Genomic DNA, 17507 nt, shown 5'->3' on the forward strand with positions numbered 1-17507 from the left:
TGCTTCCGGCCGTAGGGGGGTGCCTTCGCTTCGGTCGCGATACCGTGGGGCCGGTATCGACAACTGGTTGAAAGGCAGGCGGATTCTGTGAGCCGGCGGCGTCTTCAGCCTTTAACTGCGTCTTTATTCTTCTGAAGAATCCTTAATTCACTGGAATGCAGCCAATCGTCCGAATCGATCGTTTCTTGGTTATTTCTAGTTTTTATGGGTGGATAATTTTTTATTTATGGGTCATCGCAGAAACGTCGGGGATCGGTGACGCGCTTCGATTGCATCCAATTACATCAATGCGGTCCGCTGCGAGGGCCGGGGGTAGAGTGCAGGACGCGGGGGAGGAAACCGCAGAGCCTGTCCAAGAAAGAAAACGATGGCCCCAGAATTCGCGTTTGACCATTTCGTGCTGAAGGTGCGGGAGCGTCAATTGCTCTCGCACGGGTGCCCGGTCGCCCTGGGCACCCGTGCCTTCGACGTGCTGTGCACGCTGGTGCACCGCGCCGGCATGCTCGTGACCAAGTCCGAGCTGTTCCGGCAGGTGTGGCCCGGCATGGTCGTGGAGGAGAACAACCTGCAGGTCCACGTGTCCGCCCTGCGCAAGCTCGTGGGCGCGGACCGCATCGTCACCATCCCCGGCCAGGGCTACCGGTTCGTGGCGCGCGTGGCCCGGCCTCCGGAGCCGGGGCAGGAGGCCCCCCAGGTTCCCCAGGCGCCGTTGCCCGATGCGTCCACGGGCCGGTCGATAGCGGTGCTGCCTTTCGGTGCGGGTCCCGATGCCGCCCAGCGCCACTTCGCCGACGGCCTGGCGGAGGACGTCATCCAGCGGATGTCCCGGTCGCGCTGGACGAGCGTGATCGCCCGCAATGCGACACAGCGCTATGGCCACCCCCTGCCGCCCAACGCGGTGATCGCCCGCGAACTGGGCGTGCGCTACCTCGTGGCCGGCCAGGCCCGCTTCCATGCAGGGCGGGTGCGCGTGACGGCCGACCTGATCGATGCAACCCGCAACGAGACCATCTGGACCGAGAGCTACGAGCGCCCGGCCGATGACCTGGCTGCGGCGCAGAGCGGGATTTCCGCGGCCATCGCGAGCGCGGTGGAGCCCGTGCACCTGAGGCGGGAGGAATGCCTGCACAGTGCCAGGCCACCGCAGGATGGCGAGCACTGGCCGCTGCTCATGCGGGCGCGATGGCATTTCTGGCGCTCCGGCCGCGACCATCTGCGGCAGGCCGAGCACTACGCCCGCCGGGCGTTGCAGGCGCGGCCCGACGATGCCCCCAGCCTGGCCCTGCTGGCCTTCGTGCACATGGCCCGCGTGTGGGCGGGACGCTCGGAATGCGTGCGCGTGGACGCCTCCGAGGCCCGCCGCCTGGCGCTGCGCGCGGTGGGCAGCGACGATACCGATGCCTTCGCCCACTTCACGCTCGGTACCGCACTGTCGTTCTCCGGCCATTTCGCGCAGGCGATGTCGGAGCAGGAACTGGCCCTGTCCATCTGCCCGCAGTTCGCGGCCGCCACCGGCGAACTCGGGCGCCTGCTGGCCTTCAGCGGGCGCGCCCGCGAGGCGGACGACCGTGCCCGGCAGGCCTGCGAGGCCAGCCCGCTGGACCCGCAGATGAGTCTGTGGATGCGCACGCGGGCGCTGGCCCGGTTCGTGGAGGGCGATTACCGCGGGGCCGAGGCCTTCGCCCTGCAGGCGCTCGCGCAGCGGCCGGACTGGCTGCTGAACCACTACCTGCTGGCGGCATGCCAGGCCGCGGCCGGCCATGGGGCCGACGGGCGCCGCACCCTGGAGCAGGCCCGCCGCTTCGGTCCCTATCCGGCAGAGGCGCTGAGGGCCGGCCATCCGTTCGTTGACGGGGCCGTGCTGGCGCACTACACGGACTGCCTGCGGCAGGCCGGATGGCGGGGATAGCCGGATAGCCGGCCCCCTGGGGGCCGGGTGAGCCTCCGGTCAGCGGCCGTGCAGGAAGTCCACCTGTGCAGGCCGGCCCGGCAGCGACAGCGTGGCCGTGGGCACGGGGCTGCCCGCCAGCCGGCGTCCGCGCCGCCAGACGCCCAGCCGCGTGGCGCGCAGGCGGATGGCCTCCGCCGGCGTGCGCGCATGCAGCAGCACGAAATCCGCGTGGCAGCCCGGAGCGAGCCCATAGCCCTCCAGTCCCAGCAGGCGGGCGGGGTTGCCGGTCACGGCGTCGAAGCACTGCCGCATCGCGTCCTGGCCCGTCATCTGCGCCACGTGCAGCCCCATGTGCGCGGCCTCCAGCATGTCGGCGCTGCCGCCGCCGTACCACGGGTCCATCACGCAGTCGTGGCCGAAGGCCACCGTCAGGCCGGCCGCGAGCAGTTCGGGCACCCGGGTCATGCCGCGGCGCTTCGGGTAGGTGTCGTGCCGGCCCTGCAGGGTGATGTTGATGAGCGGGTTCGCCACCACGCCCAGTTGCGCCTCGGCCATCAGCGGGATCAGCTTGCTCACGTAGTAGTTGTCCATGCTGTGCATCGACGTGAGGTGCGAACCCGTGGCGCGGCCGTGCAGGCCCAGGCGGTGCGTTTCGTGGGCCAGCGTCTCCACGTGGCGCGAGAGCGGGTCGTCGCTCTCGTCGCAGTGCATGTCCACGCGCAGGCCGCGCTCGGCGGCGAGTTCGCACAGCAGGCGCACGCTCTCCGCGCCCTGTGCCATGGTGCGCTCGAAGTGGGGGATGCCGCCGACCACGTCCACGCCCAGGTCCAGCGCGCGGCGCAGGTTGTCGAGGCCGCCGGGCGTGCGCAGCACGCCGTCCTGCGGGAAGGCCACCAGCTGCAGGTCGAGGTAGGGCGCCACGCGGCGTTTCACCTCCAGCAGCGCCTCCACGGGCAGCAGGCTCGGGTCGCTGGTGTCCACGTGGCTGCGGATGGCCAGCAGGCCGCGCGCCACGGCCCAGTCGCAGTACGCCAGGGCGCGTTCCACGATGGCCTCCTGCGTGAGCAGCGGCTTGAGTTCGCCCCAGAGCGCGATGCCCTCGAGCAGCGTGCCGCTGGCGTTCACGCGCGGCAGGCCGTAGGAGAGCGCGGCATCGAGGTGGAAATGCGCATCCACGAACGGCGGGCTCAGCAGCATGCCGGCGGCATCCACCGTCTCGTGGGCGGGCGCCCGCAAGCCTTCGGTGACCTCGGCGATGCGGCCGTCCTGCACCGCCACCGACATGGAGGTGCGGCCGTCGGGCAGGGTGGCGTCGTGGATCAGCAGGTCGAGCATGGGGTCACCAGGGTTCGTAGAACGGAAATCATCGGGGAAGGGGCAGGGACGGTGCCTGCCGGATTGCATATTCTGGGCCAGCCGCCCGTGCGCGCATTGCGGTCACGGCCAGCGCACCGCCACGTTCCAGCCCGAGGCCGACAGCAGCGGTTTGAGCACGGCCTCGGTGTTCGTCCGCGCTTCCCGCAAGGTCTCGGGCGTGGCGCAGGCCTGCGCGACATCCTGCTGCGCGATGCGCAGCGCGGCCTCGATCGCCTGGGTGCGGTGCTCCGATCCGGGCACCAGCGGTTCCAGGCCGCTGCCGTGCAGCGCATAGAAGTACGAGCCGCCCTCGTCGCGCGAGCCATGGTTCACGCGGGCCGATACGGTGCGCGGCGCCGGCAGCGCCAGCACGGCGGTGCGCGCGGCCTGGTCCACCTGCTCGTAGCGGGCGGCGCGCAGGTCCGTGCCCACCAGGCAGTCGCCGCGCGCCACCAGCAGCACGCGGGTTTCGCCGATCGGCAGCTCCCAGCGGGTCCAGGGGATGCCCTGGGTCATCGTGCGGTGGAACTCGATCACGTTGGCGTAGCGCACCCGGACGGAGACGAGGTCGCCCAGGGATTCGACCGCGACCATGGGCGGGGCCGGAGGGGCTGCGGGAGCGGCCTGCCGGCGGCCCACGGTCCAGGCCGCCACGGCCGCGAGGGCGGCGGCGAGCAGGAGGGCGGAAAGGGAGACGCGTCGCATGCCCCATTGTGGCCTTGTGGGTGGAGCGGGCGCCAGGGCGGGGCTTTCCGCGAGAACCCGGAGCGCGGGCGGCGGGCACGGCCGGGCGCCGTGCCGCGGGAGCGTAAGCTCTTCCTTCCGGGGGGCAGCGGTACCGAGCTGCCACCCCGCCGTGTCTCACTTTGCGGAGTTCGATCCCATGCAATTCGCCTACACCATCCTCTATGTCCAGGATGTCGCCCGGACCATCGCCTTCTACGAAGCCGCCTTCGGCCTGCAGCGGCGCTTCCTGCACGAGGGTGGCGACTACGGCGAGATGGAGACGGGCGCCACCACGCTGGCTTTCTCTTCGCACCAGCTCATGGCACAGCTGGGCAAGAACCCGCGCCGCGCCAGCGCCGACGCGCCCAGCTTCGAGATCGCCCTGACGACGGACGACGTACCCACCGCCCTGGCGCGCGCCGTGGCGGCCGGTGCCCGGCAAGTGCGCGCGCCGGAGCGCATGCCCTGGGGCCAGACCATCGCCTATGTGGAAGATGGCGACGGCGTGCTGGTGGAGCTGTGCACGCCCGTGCAGGCGGGTTGAGGCCCTGCGCACCCGATGTGTTCAGGCGGCTTGCCGGGACGCACGCCACGCCGTGCGCGTGAGCCGGTAGAGCACGTGCGGGCGCAATCCATGGCCCTCGGGCACGGACGGGTGGTCGAACGCCTCCGCGGGCGACTCGCGCATGCCCAGGCGCGCCATCACCGCCTGCGAGCGCCGGTTGCGCTGCGCGGTGAAGGCGACGATCTCCTCGAGGCCCAGCGCCTCGAATCCGACGCGCAGAGCCAGCCGGGCACCCTCGGTAGCCAGTCCCCGGCCCCAATAGGGGCGCGCAAGCCGCCATCCGATCTCCACGCACGGCATGAAGGGCAGAGGAGCCGTGGGTCGGTTCAGGCCGATGAAACCCATGAATCGGGGGCGGATGCCAGCTTCCTCGCCGCCCTCCGGGTCCAGCAGCTCCAGCGATTCGGCCGCCCAGAACCCCCAGCCTTGCTGGTCGATGAGCGTCTCGATGCGGTCGGCCACGGCATCGCTGTGCGCGCGGGTCGGTAGCGGCAGAAGATGCTCCATCACCGCCGGGTCGGCGGCGAGCCCGGCGAAGGGCTCGCGGTCTGCGGGCGTCCACTGGCGCAGCCGCACCCGGGGAGAGCGCAGCAGCGCAGGGTCGATCGATTGGGGGAGGTTCGGCGCGGCTTCGGGCAGGGGCTGGTCCATCTGCCGATGATAGGGAGCCTCTGCGTGAATTACCGCGCCATGTGTCCGAGGTTTACCGCTCCCCCTTGCGATACGGTTTCATCAGCGCCTGCGGATACGCCGCCTTGCGGGCCACCAGCACCAGCGCCAGGATGGACAGCAGGTAGGGCAGCATCAGATACATCTGATAGGGCAGCCAGGCGTCGCCGGCCTGCTGCAGGCGCAGCTGCAGCGCATCGAAGAACGCGAACAGCAGCGCGCCCAGCAGTGCCTTGCCGGGCCGCCACGAGGCGAACACGACCAGGGCCACGCAGATCCAGCCGCGGCCGTTGACCATGTTGAAGAAGAAGGCATTGAACGCCGAGAGCGTAAGGAAGCTGCCCGCCACGCCCATGAGGGCCGAACCCGCGACGATCGCTCCCGTGCGCGTGGCCGCCACGGAAATCCCCTGGCCTTCGGCCGCCTGCGGGTTCTCGCCGACCATGCGCACCGCCAGGCCCAGCGGCGTGCGGTAGAGCGCCCAGGCGAGCAGCGGCGCCAGCAGCAGGGCGAGCAGCGTGAGCGGCGTCTGCGCTGAAAGAATCGGCAAGCCCAGCCATTCCATCGGCGCGAACGGCGCGATGGTGGGCGGCGTGTTCACCTTGGGGAAGCCGACGCGGTAGCCGTAGTAGCTGAGCGCCGTGGCCAGCAGCGTGATGCCGAGCCCGGAGACGTGCTGCGACAGCGCAAGGCCCACGGTGAGCCAGGCATGCAACAGCCCGAACACCGCGCCCGTGAGCGCCGCCACCGCCACACCGGTCCACAGGCCATGTCCCGCATACACGGTGAGCCAGCCGGTGAAGGCCCCCGCCACCATGATCCCTTCGATGCCCAGGTTCAGCACGCCTGCGCGCTCGCACAGCAGCACGCCCAGCGTGCCGAGGATGAGGGGCGTGGCCACGCGCAGCGTCGCGATCCAGAAGGCCGGATTGGCCAGGATGTCGAGCAGCTCGGTCATTTCCACCTGATCCGGTACTGGGCCAGCAGCCCCGCCACCAGCACCGCGATCAGCGAGGCGGCGACGATCACGTCGGCGATGTAGGTGGGCACGCCGATGGCGCGACTCATGCTGTCGGCGCCCACCAGCACGCCGGCCACGAAGACGGCCGCCGCCACCACGCCCAGCGGATGCAGTCCGGCCAGCATGGCGATCACGATGCCGCTGTAGCCGTAGCCCGGCGACATGTCGAGCGTCACATAGCTCGTGCGGCCCGCGACCTCGATCGCGCCGGCCAGCCCCGCCAGGCCGCCCGAGAGCAGGGCCACCAGCACCACCGTGCGCGTGACCGGCACGCCCGCGAACGCCGCGGCCCGCGGGTTGGCACCGGCCGCGCGGATGTCGAAGCCCGGCACCGTGCGCGCCAGCAGTGCCCAGAGCAGCACGGCCAGCCCCACGGCGAACAGCAGGCCGGTGTGCAGGCGCGAGCCCGGCACCAGCCGCGACAGCTCCAGGTCGCCCTGCAGCGCCACGCTCTGCGGCCAGCCCAGTGCCAGCGGATCTTTCATGGGGCCGTCGAGCAGGGCCGAGACCAGCAGCAGCATCACGAAATTGAGCAGCAGCGTGGTCACCACCTCGTCCACGCCGAGCCGCGCCTTCATCAGCGCCGGGCCCAGCAGCAGCGCGGCGCCGGCCAGTGCTGCCGCCAGCATCATCAGCGGGAACAGCACCCAGGGCGACCATTCCAGCCCCGTGCCGCCATGCATGCCGCCCACGGCCACGGCAGCGATCGCGCCCGCGTAAAGCTGCCCTTCGGCACCGATGTTGAAGAGGCGCGCGCGGAAGGCCACGGCCGCGGCGAGCCCGGTCAGGATCAGCGGCGTGGCGCGCGTGAGTGTTTCGGTGAGCGCGAAGACGGAGCCGAACGCGCCCTGCGCCAGCAGCGCGTAGGTGCGGCCCACGGGGGCGCCCGCCCACAGCACCAGCAGCGCGGAGACGAGCAGCGTGAAGGCCACGGCGCCGATGGGCGCGGCGACATAGGCTGCGGCGGAAGTGCGGTGGCGTTTTTCGAGTCTCATGGGGTTTTCGGTGCGTGGCCCGCGCCAGCGCCTTCGCCAGCCATGGCCAGGCCGATGGCCTCGCGCGTCCATTGCCCGGCAGGCAGCGCTTCGGTCAGGTGTCCGCCATGCATCACCGCCACGCGGTCGCCCAGCTGCAGCACCTCGTCCAGGTCGTCGGAGATGAGCAGCACGGCCGCGCCCGCGTCGCGCGCGGCGATGAGTTGCTGCTGCACGAAGGTGACGGCGCCGATGTCCAGGCCCCAGGTGGGCTGGTGGGCGACGATGAGCCGCGGAGATTCGGGATCGTGTGGACCGGGCGACAGCAGCGCCCGCCCGAGGATCAGCTTCTGCATGTTGCCGCCCGACAGCGAGCGCGCCGGCACGTCGGGCCCGCCGCCGCGCACATCGAAGGTCTCGGCCACGCGGCGCGCATGCTGGCGTGCGGCGCGGCGCTTGATCCAGCCGGCGGTGAACCAGGGATGCGAGAACCAGCGGCTGCCCAGGCGTTCGGAGACGGCGTTCTCCCACACCGGCAGGTCGCCCACCACGCCCACGGCATGGCGGTCTTCCGGGATGCGGGCCACGCCCTGCGCGACCAGACGCTGGGGCTGGGCGGGCAGTGGCCGGCCCTGCAGCAGGGCGCTGCCCCGCGTGGGCACGCGCACGCCGCACAGCACGTCGGCCAGCGCCACCTGGCCATTGCCCGACACGCCTGCGATGGCGGTGATCTCGCCCGCGCGCAGCGTGAGGTGCACGCCGTGCAGCGCATCGCGCCCGCCGGCGGTATGGACATCGTCGAGAGTGCAGACGGCCTCGCCGACCCGGCGCGCGGGGCGGCGCTCGGCGCGCTCGACGGCATGGCCCACCATCCACTGCGCGAGCTGCGCCTGCGTGGTGCCCTGTGCGGGGGCCTCGGCCACCAGCCGGCCCTGGCGCAGCACGGCCACGCGGTGCGACACGCGCAGCACCTCGCCGAGCTTGTGGCTGATGAAGATGATGGACAGCCCCTCGGCCACCATCTGCGAAAGGGTATCGAAGAGCGCCTCGCTCTCCTGCGGCGTGAGCACGGCCGTGGGCTCGTCCAGGATCAGGATGCGCGCGCCGCGGTAGAGCGCCTTGAGGATCTCCACGCGCTGGCGCTCGCCCACGGAAAGATCGCCCACGCGGGCGTCGGGCACCACGGGCAGGCCGAAGCGCCGCGACACCTCCTGCAGCCGGGCGCGCGCGGCGCCGCGGCGCGAAAACGGCTGCCACAGCGGCTCGCTGCCCAGCAGCACGTTGTCCAGCACGCTCAAATTGTCGGCCAGCGTGAAATGCTGGTGCACCATGCCGATGCCCGCCGCCAGCGCCGCGCGCGGCTGGCCCGGTGGCAGCGGCCGACCGAACGCCTCGATGTCGCCCGCGTCCGCCACGTAGTGCCCGAACAGGATGGACATCAGCGTGGACTTGCCCGCGCCGTTCTCGCCCAGCAGCGCGAGCACTTCGCCGCGCGCGAGCGTGAGCGAGATGCCGTCGTTGGCCACCAGGCTGCCGAAGCGCTTGGTGATGCCGGCGAGGCGCAGCACGGGGTCCGGCGCAATGGCCGGTGGTGGTGCGGACATGGGTGAGGGCGGGCCGCCGCCTTACTTCGCCGTGGACTTCGGCTGGCTGTCGTCCACCTTCACGGTGAACTTGCCGGCCAGGATCTCGGCCTCGCGCGCCTTGACCTTGGCCACCACGTCGGCCGGCACCTTCTTCTCGAACGTGCCCAGGGGCGCGAGGGACGAGCCCTTGTGCTTCATCATCGAATACGGGCCGTAGTCCTCGGCGGTGAACTTGCCGGCCTTCACAAGCCCGATGGCGCGGTCCACGCTCGGCTCCATGTGCCACAGGGCCGAGGCGACCACGGTGTCGGGGTACTGGGGCTGGGTGTCGATCACGTTGCCGATGGCCAGCTTGCCCTTCTCCTTGGCCGCGTCGCTCACGCCGAAGCGTTCGGCATAGAGCACGTCAGCGCCCTTGTCGATCATGGCGAAGGTGGCTTCCTTGGCCTTCGGCGGATCGAACCAGCTGTTGATGAAGGTGACGGTGAATTCCACCTTCGGGTTCACTTCCTTCGCGCCGGCCATGAAGGCGTGCATCAGGCGGTTGACCTCGGGGATCGGGAAGCCGCCGACCATGCCGATCTTGTTCGTCTTCGTCATGCCGCCCGCGATCATGCCGGTCAGGTAGGCGGGCTCCTGGATGTAGTTGTCGAACACGCTGAAGTTCGGCGCCTGGGGCTTGCCCGAGGAGCCCATCACGAAGGCCGTCTTGGGGAAGTCCTTGGCCACCTTGCGGGCGGCGGATTCCACGCCGAACACCTCGCCGAAGATCAGCTGGTTGCCGCCGTTGGCGTACTCGCGCATCACGCGCTCGTAGTCGGCATTGGCCACGTTCTCGCTGCTCTTGTACTCGATCTCGCCGCGCGCCTCGGCCGCCTTCAGCGCCTTGTGGATGCGGCTCACCCACTGCTGTTCATAGGGCACCGTGTAGATGCCCGCCACCTTGAGCCTGGCCTGGGCGAAGGCCGCCACGGGCGCGAGGCCCAGGGTGGCCGAGATGGCCAGGGAGGTGCAGAGCAGGCGGCCGGTGAAGAGGCGGCGGGTGGTCATCGCGGGTTCCTTGGGTCGAGAGAGAGAAGTGACGTAACGATAGGGTCGGCGGACTCAAGCAGGATGCATGCCACTTGGGCTGGGCGCCGGTCCCTTGTTTGGTGCCTTGGGTGTATAGCGGGTTTTTTACTCTGCGAGCAACGAGGCTATCCCTTGGTCGGGGCAGAGTTCAATTTTTTACAAAAAAATACGTTACTTGGCCTTCTTTCACTTAACTGAAACAAGCTGTTTGCACATAACATCGTTCCGTTCTAGGGAATCTGAAATAGTTCGGGGTGGGGGTTGAATGAACGGAAATAGCCGCGGAGCGGAGGCGGAAGCGCGCGCGCTGCCTACGGGGGCGCTCGATTTGAAAGAACAGCAGGACGCGGGAGAGGGGATGGCCTATGGCCCATTGCATGCCCTGTGCCTGGTCGCCCGGCTGCACCACATTGCCTGCGATCCTGCGACGCTGGCCCACCGGCTGGGGCTGGCGGCCAACGACCGCATCGGCACGCAGGAATTGCTGCAGGCCGCCAGGCTCATCGGCCTCAAGGCCAGGAAGGTCCGCACCAGCGCCGCGCGGCTGCCCCTCAGCCCGCTGCCCGCGATGGCGCTCGTGGCCGATGATGGGCCGCCCACGCGGCAATCCGGAACGGTCAAGGCCGTCGTGGTGGCGCAATGCGACGGCCAGCGGGTGCTGCTGCAGGACCCTTCCGGCGCTGGCGAGCAGGGCCGCCCGACCATCGAATCCGTGGAGGATTTCGCCAGGCGCTGGACGGGTGAGCTCATCCTGGTCTCCAGCCGTGCCAGCCTGGCGGGCGAGCTCGCCAAGTTCGATTTCTCCTGGTTCATTCCCAGCCTGGTCAAGCACCGCAAGCTGCTGGGCGAAGTGCTGTTCATCTCGCTGATGCTGCAGCTGTTCGCGCTGGTGAGCCCGCTTTTCTTCCAGGTCGTGATGGACAAGGTGCTGGTGCACCGGGGCCTCACCACGCTGGACGTGCTGGTTGCGGGGCTGGTCGTGGTGGTGGTCTTCGAGAGCCTGCTCAATGGATTGCGCAGCTACGTCTTCAGCCACACGACGAGCCGCATCGACGTGGAACTGGGCGCGCGCCTCTTCAGGCACCTGGTCCAGCTGCCCCTGGCCTACTTCCAGGCCCGGCGGGTGGGGGACTCCGTGGCGCGGGTGCGCGAGCTGGAGAACATCCGCAGTTTCCTCACGGGCAACGCGCTCACCGTGGTGCTCGACGTGCTGTTCTCCATCATCTTCATCGGCGTGATGCTGGTGTACAGCGTGCCGCTCACGCTCATCGTGCTGGTGAGCCTGCCGCTCTACGTGGGCTTGAGCCTGGCCGTCGTGCCCGTCCTGCGCAGGCGGCTCGACCACAAGTTCGCGCGCGGCGCTGAGAACCAGGCCATGCTGGTGGAGACCGTGACCGGCATCCAGACCGTGAAGGCGAGCGCGCTGGAGCCGTCCTTCGCGCGCCGCTGGGACAACCAGCTGGCGGCCTACGTCAGCGCGAGCTTCAAGACGCAGAACCTGGCGGCCTGGGCCCATGAGGGTGTCGGCCTGATCGGCAAGCTCGTCAACGCCGCCACGCTCTGGTACGGCGCCCACCTCGTGATGGACGGCGGGCTGACCGTGGGGCAGTTCGTGGCGTTCAACATGTTCGCCCAGCGGGTATCTCAGCCCATCATGCGCATGGCCCAGCTGTGGACGGACTTCCAGCAGACCGGCATCTCCATGGCCCGCCTGGGGGACATCCTCAACACCCGCACGGAAGTGCCGCCGAGCAGCGCGGCGCAACTGCCGCCCATCAAGGGCCGGGTCACGCTGGACGGCGTGCACTTCCGCTACCGCCCGGAAGCGCCCCCGGTGCTGCATGGCGTGGGCCTGGACATTCGCCCGGGCGAGGTGATCGGCATCGTGGGCCGCTCCGGCTCCGGCAAGAGCACGCTCACCAAGCTTGTGCAGCGCCTGTACGTGCCCGAGCAGGGCCGCATCCTCGTGGACGGCATCGACATCAGCCTGATCGATGCGGCCCAACTGCGCCGCCAGGTCGGCGTGGTGCTGCAGGAGAACCTGCTGTTCAACCGCAGCGTGCGCGAGAACATCGCCATCGCGGACCCGGCCGCGCCCATCGAGGCCGTGGTGCACTCTGCGCGCCTTGCCGGGGCCCACGACTTCATCAGCGAGTTGCCGGAGGGCTACGACACCATCGTCGGCGAGCAGGGTGCGGGCCTGTCGGGCGGGCAGCGCCAGCGCATCGCGATCGCCCGGGCGCTTTTCACCAACCCGCGCATCCTCATCCTCGACGAAGCCACCAGCGCGCTCGACTACGAAAGCGAGGCGATCGTGCAGCGCAACATGGCGCACATCTGCCAGGGCCGCACGGTGATCATCATCGCCCACCGGCTCTCGGCCGTGCGGCATTCGCACCGCATCATCGTCATGGACAAGGGCCGCATCGTCGAAGCCGGCCCCCACGATGCGCTCATCCAGCGGCCGCAGGGCCTGTACGCGCACCTCTGGCGCATGCAGGGAGGCGGAGCGGGCAACGTGCCGCCGCTGCAGCCTGGCGCGCAGACAGTGCAGGGAGCGGCAGCATGAGCGCGGGCACCCCGGTGCACAGCGCCAACGAGCCGGCCATCCCCCACGAACCCGCCCACACTCCGGCCCCCAGGCATCCCGCCAGCGAACTGCTGGCGCGCTACCGGGACATCCTGCGCGTGGCCTGGGCGCATCGCCACGAGCTTGCCGGGCCGCGCCGGCTGGCCGACGAACAGGCGTTCCTGCCGGCAGCCTTGAGCCTGCAGGAAACCCCCGTCCATCCCGCACCGCGGCGCCTCGCCTGGGCACTCATCGCGCTCTTCCTCATCGCACTCGCCTGGTCCATCTTCGGCAAGATCGACATCGTTGCCGTCGCGTCCGGCCGCGTCATCGTGAGCGACCGCACCAAGCTCGTGCAGCCGCTGGAAAACAGCGTCATCCGGCGCATCCTGGTGCGCGAGGGCGACCACGTGGAGGCGGGGCAGGCCCTGGTGCAGCTCGACCCCACGGCAGCGCAGGCCGACAAGACCAGCTTCGACGAAACCCGGCGCTCGGCGCAATCCGAATGGCTGCGCACGCGCGTGCTGGGAGACCTGGTGTCGCGCGCGGCCCGGGGAGACGGTGGCCTGCGTGGCTCGGAAGCTGCGCTGCCCAAGGCGCTGGTGCCCAAGGAATGGAGCCCCGAGGATGCGGACAACGCCCGGGCCCAGCTGGCCGCCGAGTGGAGCGACGTCACGGCCCGCCTCTCGAAGTTCGCGGCCGAGCGGGCGCGCCGCGAAGCGGAGATCGCCACCGTGCGCGCCATGATCGACAAGCTCGAGGCCACCCTGCCCATCGTGCGGCAGCGCGAGCGCGACTTCCAGGCGCTGGCGGACCAGGGGTTCATGTCCGGCCACGCCAACCAGGACCGCATGCGCGAGCGCATCGAGCTCGAACGCGACCTGGGCACGCAGCAGGCGCGGCTGCGCGAGGCGCAGGCGGCCCTGCAGGAAACGCAGCAGACGCGGGATGCCTACCTGGCCGAGACCCGGCGCACCTTGAGCGAGCGGCAGTCCCAGGCCGAACTCAAGCGGCTGCAGAGCGCGCAGGAATGGAACAAGGCCGCATTGCGGGAGCGTCTGGCGACCCTGGTGGCGCCCGTGAGCGGCACCGTGCAGCAACTGGCCGCGCACACCGAGGGCGGCGTGGTGACCGAAGCGCAGGCGCTCATGGTCATCGTGCCCGACGGGGCGCACGTGAGCGCCGAGGTCACCCTGGAGAACAAGGACATCGGCTTCGTGGAGCCTGGCCAGGACGTGACGATCAAGCTGGAGACCTTCCCCTTCACGCGCTACGGCACGGTGCCCGCGCATGTGGAAACCGTCACGCGCGATGCCGTCAACGACGAGAAGCGCGGAGCGATCTTCCCGGCGCTGCTCAAGCTCGAACAGGCGTTCATCAACGTGGACGGCAAGGACATCAAGCTCGCGCCGGGCATGAACCTGACAGCGGAGATCAAGACGGGCCAGCGCCGGGTCATCGAGTACCTGCTGAGCCCGATCCAGAAGGCGGGCAACGAGAGCCTGCGCGAGCGCTGATCGATCGATCAACCAATCGATCAATAAATAAATAACGAAAGAAAGAAGGGATGAAGAGCATGAACCAGGAAAGCTTGGAGAACGCCATTGCGGCCGTATTGCGTGCGGCTCATGTGCGCGACACGACGGGCGATGAGGACGACACCACGGCGCGCGGCACTGCCGGAGCAGTGGGACGGCATGGATCACTGCGCGACGCACTCGCTGCGGCGGTCGCCGCATGGCCGCAGGCCTCCGGCTGGCCATCGATCCGGGACGTTGAAGTGGCGCAAGTCAAACCCATCGCTTTGTCGGACGCCATCGACGACGGATGGGCAAGCACGCGGCCGACGCTGTTCCAGCCCGAAGGAATCGAAGAGGGGCAGGCGGGCGTGTACGAAACCAAGCCTTGGAAACTTGAGTTGGGAGACGACGCCTATCCGGCTGCTACGGGGACGGCGAATGTTGGAGCCGATCTCGCAAAGGCATTGATGGGCGCTGCGGCTGGCGCTGGTGGGGCTGGCAGTTCTGCGCTCACCGCTGCACTGAACGGGGCGACTTCCACGGTGGGCGGCTCAGCAGGTCTGGAGGGCAGCGTGCAGCAATTGGTGCAGGCGATGGCAGGGTTCTCGCCGCAGGGTGCGGGGCAGATGACTCCAGGTGCTTCGCTGCCTGATCTGACGATTTCGTTGATCGCGAACCCGCAGATTTAGGTAACCGCTCTTACTTGTTCGGCAGAAGCTCGTGGTACGCCGGCGATTGGGCGGCTGGGGATATCGCGACCGATCAACTCTGATTCCAATTATGGTGAATCGGAAGTGAGCATTATTGGCCAAAAAGCCAGCCCATCCAGGGCTGGCATGAAGGTGGCAAATCACCTATAAAGTATTCAGGCTCGGGATGGAAAATTATGCTGAACAGCGCTTATATTTTTCTGTCAGTATTGTGATTAAATTCGATCTGTAAGAGTTTGCGTTGGCCGTGCAAGTTATTCACATAATGGAATGATCTCTGGAAAATAAGGTTATTAAATGATTTTTAAAATCCTCTACTTTGTTGCTTCAGCTTTGATTTTTCTATTGCTATGTGTGCCAAATTTTCAAAAGTTCAGAAATGAAAGGTCACTTTTTTCCAACCTTTTGGAGATGCAGAGAAGCGGTGTTAAAGGCTCTTTTCTTATGATGGTTGCCTTTGTTAATTTGATTTTTTCTGTTTTGCTCTTTGTTTTTAAATCGGAGTGAGCTGGCATGTCTTTTGTTGATATTATTGCGGTCGTGCCTACTGTGGCTGACAATGGTGGTGCGATATCCGATGCTTTTTCGGGTGAGACGACGGGGAGCATTGCAGCGCCGGGGCTCGCGGCTGGGAATATTGTGGCTGCAATTTCTGCTCCATTCATCGGCCTAACGGTAAGTGGGCAGATGTCAGGAATTTTGGCTGGATTCACTATTATTAAAATTTCCGCCGAGCTCAGCCATGATGTGCCGCCGGGTAGTATAGGTTTGGGCGATATTATCCAAGTCGTGGCTGGGGCGGTAACTGTGACAGCAGCAGTTGCGGCAGCTACTACAGGTGTTGTGGCAGCGGCTCCTCTGTTGGGAGTTTTGGGATTAACTGCCGCAGTGGCTCAACTTGTGGCAAATCAGAATGGTTATACCGCAGATAGCGTTATAAATGCTATTTCTCCTTCTACAAACAGAAAATACCTTGAGGCGCGTAACTGGACGCCCCCACGCGACCCCCTGGTCCTGGACCTGGACGGCGACGGCATAGAAGCCATCGGCATCGACCCCACCCGCCCCATCCTCTTCGACCACGACGGCGACGGCACCAGGAATGCCACGGGTTGGATCAAGGGCGACGACGGCATCGTGGTGCTGGACCGCAACGGCAACGGCCTGATCGATTCGGGGCGTGAGCTGTTCGGCGACCAGACGCTGCGCGAGGGGGCGCAGGCAGGCCAGGGCATGTTCTATGCCAACGGCTATGAAGCCCTGGCAGGGCAGGACGGCAATGGCGACGGCGTGATCGACGCGGCAGACACGGCCTACGGCCAGTTGCGGATCTGGAAGGACGTGAACCAGGACGGCATCAGCCAGGCGGGCGAGTTGCACACGCTGTCCGACCTGGGCATCGCGCGCCTCAACGTCAAGGGCCAGCGCAGCAGCATCGACCTGGGCAACGGCAACACCCAGCCCTGGAGCGGCAGCTTCACGCGCATGGACGGCAGCCAGGGCATGAGCGGCGTGGCAGAAGTCTCGGGCAGCCTGCTGCTGGCCAGCAACAATTTCTATCGGGAATTCCCCGACGACCCGGTGCCGACCGCTGCGGCGAAAGCCTTGCCGCAAATGGGCGGTGCGGGCTGGGTGCGCGACCTGCGCGAAGCCATGAGCCTGGGCAGCGACAAGTCGCAGGCGCTGCAGGAGAAGGTGCAGGCCTTTGCGGCGGGCACGACGCGCGACGCGCAGATGGCGGCAGTCGATGGGCTGATCACCGAGTGGGCGCGGTCTTCGGGCAAGCTCGTGGAGACCTTGCGCTTCCACAGCCTGTATTTCGATGCGGCCACGCACCAGTGGGACATCGCCACGCCCGACACGCCCATCGACCCACGCCACCTGCCCGGCACGGAAGGCACGTTGTCGGTGGACATGCCCGATGTGGGAACGCTGTGGACGGATCCGGCGACGGGGCAGCAAAGGCCGCTGACGGAAGAAGACCGGACGGCGCTGTACAAGAAGCTCAATGCGCTGGAGGTGTTCAACGGCACGCGCTTCGTGACCTTCGACCGCAACGTGCGTCCGGATTCCAGCGAAGGCAGTGGTGGCACGCCGGTAGGCGGCAGTTCGGGCAGTGGCAGCGGGGGCGGAGGCAGTGGCGCGGAAGCCGACCTGACCTACCGGGTGTCCGCCCGCCTTTCCACGACCCAGCTGGAACTGCTGGCCCAGAGCTATGAGCAGTTGCGCGAGAGCGTGTATGCGGCGCTGGTGACGCAGACGCGGCTCAGGCCGTACCTGGACAGCGTGGAACTGGTAGTGGACGAGAAGGGAATTCGCTTCGACACGTCGGCGCTGTCGTCGATGCTGGAGGCGAAGAAGGGTGCCAGCGAGCGCGATGCCATCATCGATCTGGTGGAGTTGAACCGGTACCAGGGCAAGTTGCTCGATGCCGTGGGGGTCGACTCCCTGGGGTTGTTATCTGGGTGGGTGCAGGCACTACCTGCGGATTCGCCGGTGCGGTCCGAATTGCAGGGGCTGCGCGTGTTTCTCTCGTCGGTGAACGCGGGGACTCAACTCGATGATATTTATCTGGGTGGGGCGTCGAGCGATCATTTTGCTGGCGGAAACGGAGACGACCGCCTGCATGGAGGAGCGGGTGACGATGTGCTGCAAGGAGAAGGTGGGGACGACCGCCTCTCTGGTGGGGTCGGCAATGACAACTTGTGGGGCGGCGCTGGCAACGACACGCTGCTGGGCGAGGACGGCAACGATGGGCTCTATGGCGAAGCCGGCGACGATGTGCTCGACGGAGGTGCGGGCAACGACTTCCTGGACGGCGGCGCGGGGGCCAACACCTACCGCTTCGG

14 protein-coding genes are annotated in these 17507 nt (G+C 67.9%); 6 read left to right on the forward strand and 8 right to left on the reverse strand.

Going from position 1 to position 17507, the window contains the following annotated elements:
* Positions 1-367: 367 nt before the first annotated feature.
* Complete coding sequence (locus T336_RS0117835) at positions 368-1909, forward strand: winged helix-turn-helix domain-containing tetratricopeptide repeat protein (protein ID WP_026433574.1); 1542 nt, start codon at positions 368-370, stop codon at positions 1907-1909.
* Between the two features lie 39 nt (positions 1910-1948).
* Here the strand turns inward: T336_RS0117835 and T336_RS0117840 are convergent, their stop codons facing one another.
* Positions 1949-3226, reverse strand: coding sequence for an amidohydrolase family protein (locus T336_RS0117840; protein ID WP_026433575.1), 1278 nt, complete (start codon positions 3224-3226; stop codon positions 1949-1951).
* Between the two features lie 102 nt (positions 3227-3328).
* Entirely contained in the window at positions 3329-3952 is a 624-nt protein-coding gene (locus tag T336_RS0117845; RefSeq protein WP_019700325.1) for a DUF4230 domain-containing protein, read from the reverse strand.
* Between the two features lie 178 nt (positions 3953-4130).
* Here T336_RS0117845 and T336_RS0117850 point away from each other — a divergent pair, with 178 nt between their 5' ends.
* The gene (locus T336_RS0117850) at positions 4131-4517 is read left to right on the forward strand and encodes a VOC family protein (protein WP_026433576.1); all 387 of its coding nucleotides are present in this window, start codon (positions 4131-4133) and stop codon (positions 4515-4517) included.
* A gap of 21 nt (positions 4518-4538) precedes the next feature.
* On the opposite strand, the gene T336_RS0117855 is transcribed toward T336_RS0117850, so the two are convergent.
* From T336_RS0117855 to T336_RS0117875, 5 genes are read right to left on the reverse strand one after another with little or no spacing between them, the layout of a single operon-like run.
* Positions 4539-5189: a GNAT family N-acetyltransferase gene (locus T336_RS0117855; protein WP_051647303.1), complete on the reverse strand. Its 651-nt coding sequence runs from the start codon at positions 5187-5189 to the stop codon at positions 4539-4541.
* Between the two features lie 52 nt (positions 5190-5241).
* A complete protein-coding gene (locus T336_RS0117860; RefSeq protein ID WP_026433578.1) occupies positions 5242-6165 on the reverse strand; it encodes an ABC transporter permease in 924 nt (307 codons plus the stop codon).
* Complete coding sequence (locus T336_RS0117865) at positions 6162-7223, reverse strand: ABC transporter permease (protein ID WP_026433579.1); 1062 nt, start codon at positions 7221-7223, stop codon at positions 6162-6164. The genes T336_RS0117860 and T336_RS0117865 overlap by 4 nt, the downstream gene beginning before the upstream one ends.
* Positions 7220-8806: an ABC transporter ATP-binding protein gene (locus T336_RS0117870; RefSeq protein WP_026433580.1), complete on the reverse strand. Its 1587-nt coding sequence runs from the start codon at positions 8804-8806 to the stop codon at positions 7220-7222. Before T336_RS0117870 ends, T336_RS0117865 begins: the two co-directional genes overlap by 4 nt.
* Before the next feature lie 21 nt (positions 8807-8827).
* On the reverse strand, positions 8828-9838 hold the full coding sequence (locus tag T336_RS0117875; RefSeq protein WP_026433581.1) for a BMP family protein: 1011 nt from the start codon (positions 9836-9838) through the stop codon (positions 8828-8830).
* Positions 9839-10217: 379 nt separating this feature from the next.
* On the opposite strand from T336_RS0117875, the gene T336_RS0117880 reads away from it, so the two are divergent.
* Genes T336_RS0117880 through T336_RS0117890 form a run of 3 tightly spaced genes read left to right on the forward strand, consistent with a single transcriptional unit; the run spans position 10218 to position 14637 of the window.
* Positions 10218-12428, forward strand: a complete 2211-nt coding sequence (locus T336_RS0117880) for a type I secretion system permease/ATPase (RefSeq protein ID WP_051647305.1) — start codon at positions 10218-10220, stop codon at positions 12426-12428.
* Positions 12425-13945: an HlyD family type I secretion periplasmic adaptor subunit gene (locus T336_RS0117885; RefSeq protein ID WP_035226449.1), complete on the forward strand. Its 1521-nt coding sequence runs from the start codon at positions 12425-12427 to the stop codon at positions 13943-13945. Before T336_RS0117880 ends, T336_RS0117885 begins: the two co-directional genes overlap by 4 nt.
* 50 nt (positions 13946-13995) lie before the next feature.
* Positions 13996-14637, forward strand: coding sequence for a hypothetical protein (locus T336_RS0117890; RefSeq protein WP_244883982.1), 642 nt, complete (start codon positions 13996-13998; stop codon positions 14635-14637).
* Between the two features lie 386 nt (positions 14638-15023).
* Here T336_RS0117890 and T336_RS26760 read toward each other — a convergent pair whose 3' ends face one another.
* Complete coding sequence (locus T336_RS26760) at positions 15024-15371, reverse strand: hypothetical protein (protein WP_156957895.1); 348 nt, start codon at positions 15369-15371, stop codon at positions 15024-15026.
* Between the two features lie 187 nt (positions 15372-15558).
* Here T336_RS26760 and T336_RS25795 point away from each other — a divergent pair.
* A partial coding sequence (locus T336_RS25795; RefSeq protein WP_280513504.1) for a calcium-binding protein occupies positions 15559-17507 on the forward strand: 1949 nt, incomplete at its 3' end.

This window comes from Paracidovorax oryzae ATCC 19882 (assembly GCF_000687165.1).
Lineage (GTDB): Bacteria > Pseudomonadota > Gammaproteobacteria > Burkholderiales > Burkholderiaceae_C > Paracidovorax > Paracidovorax oryzae.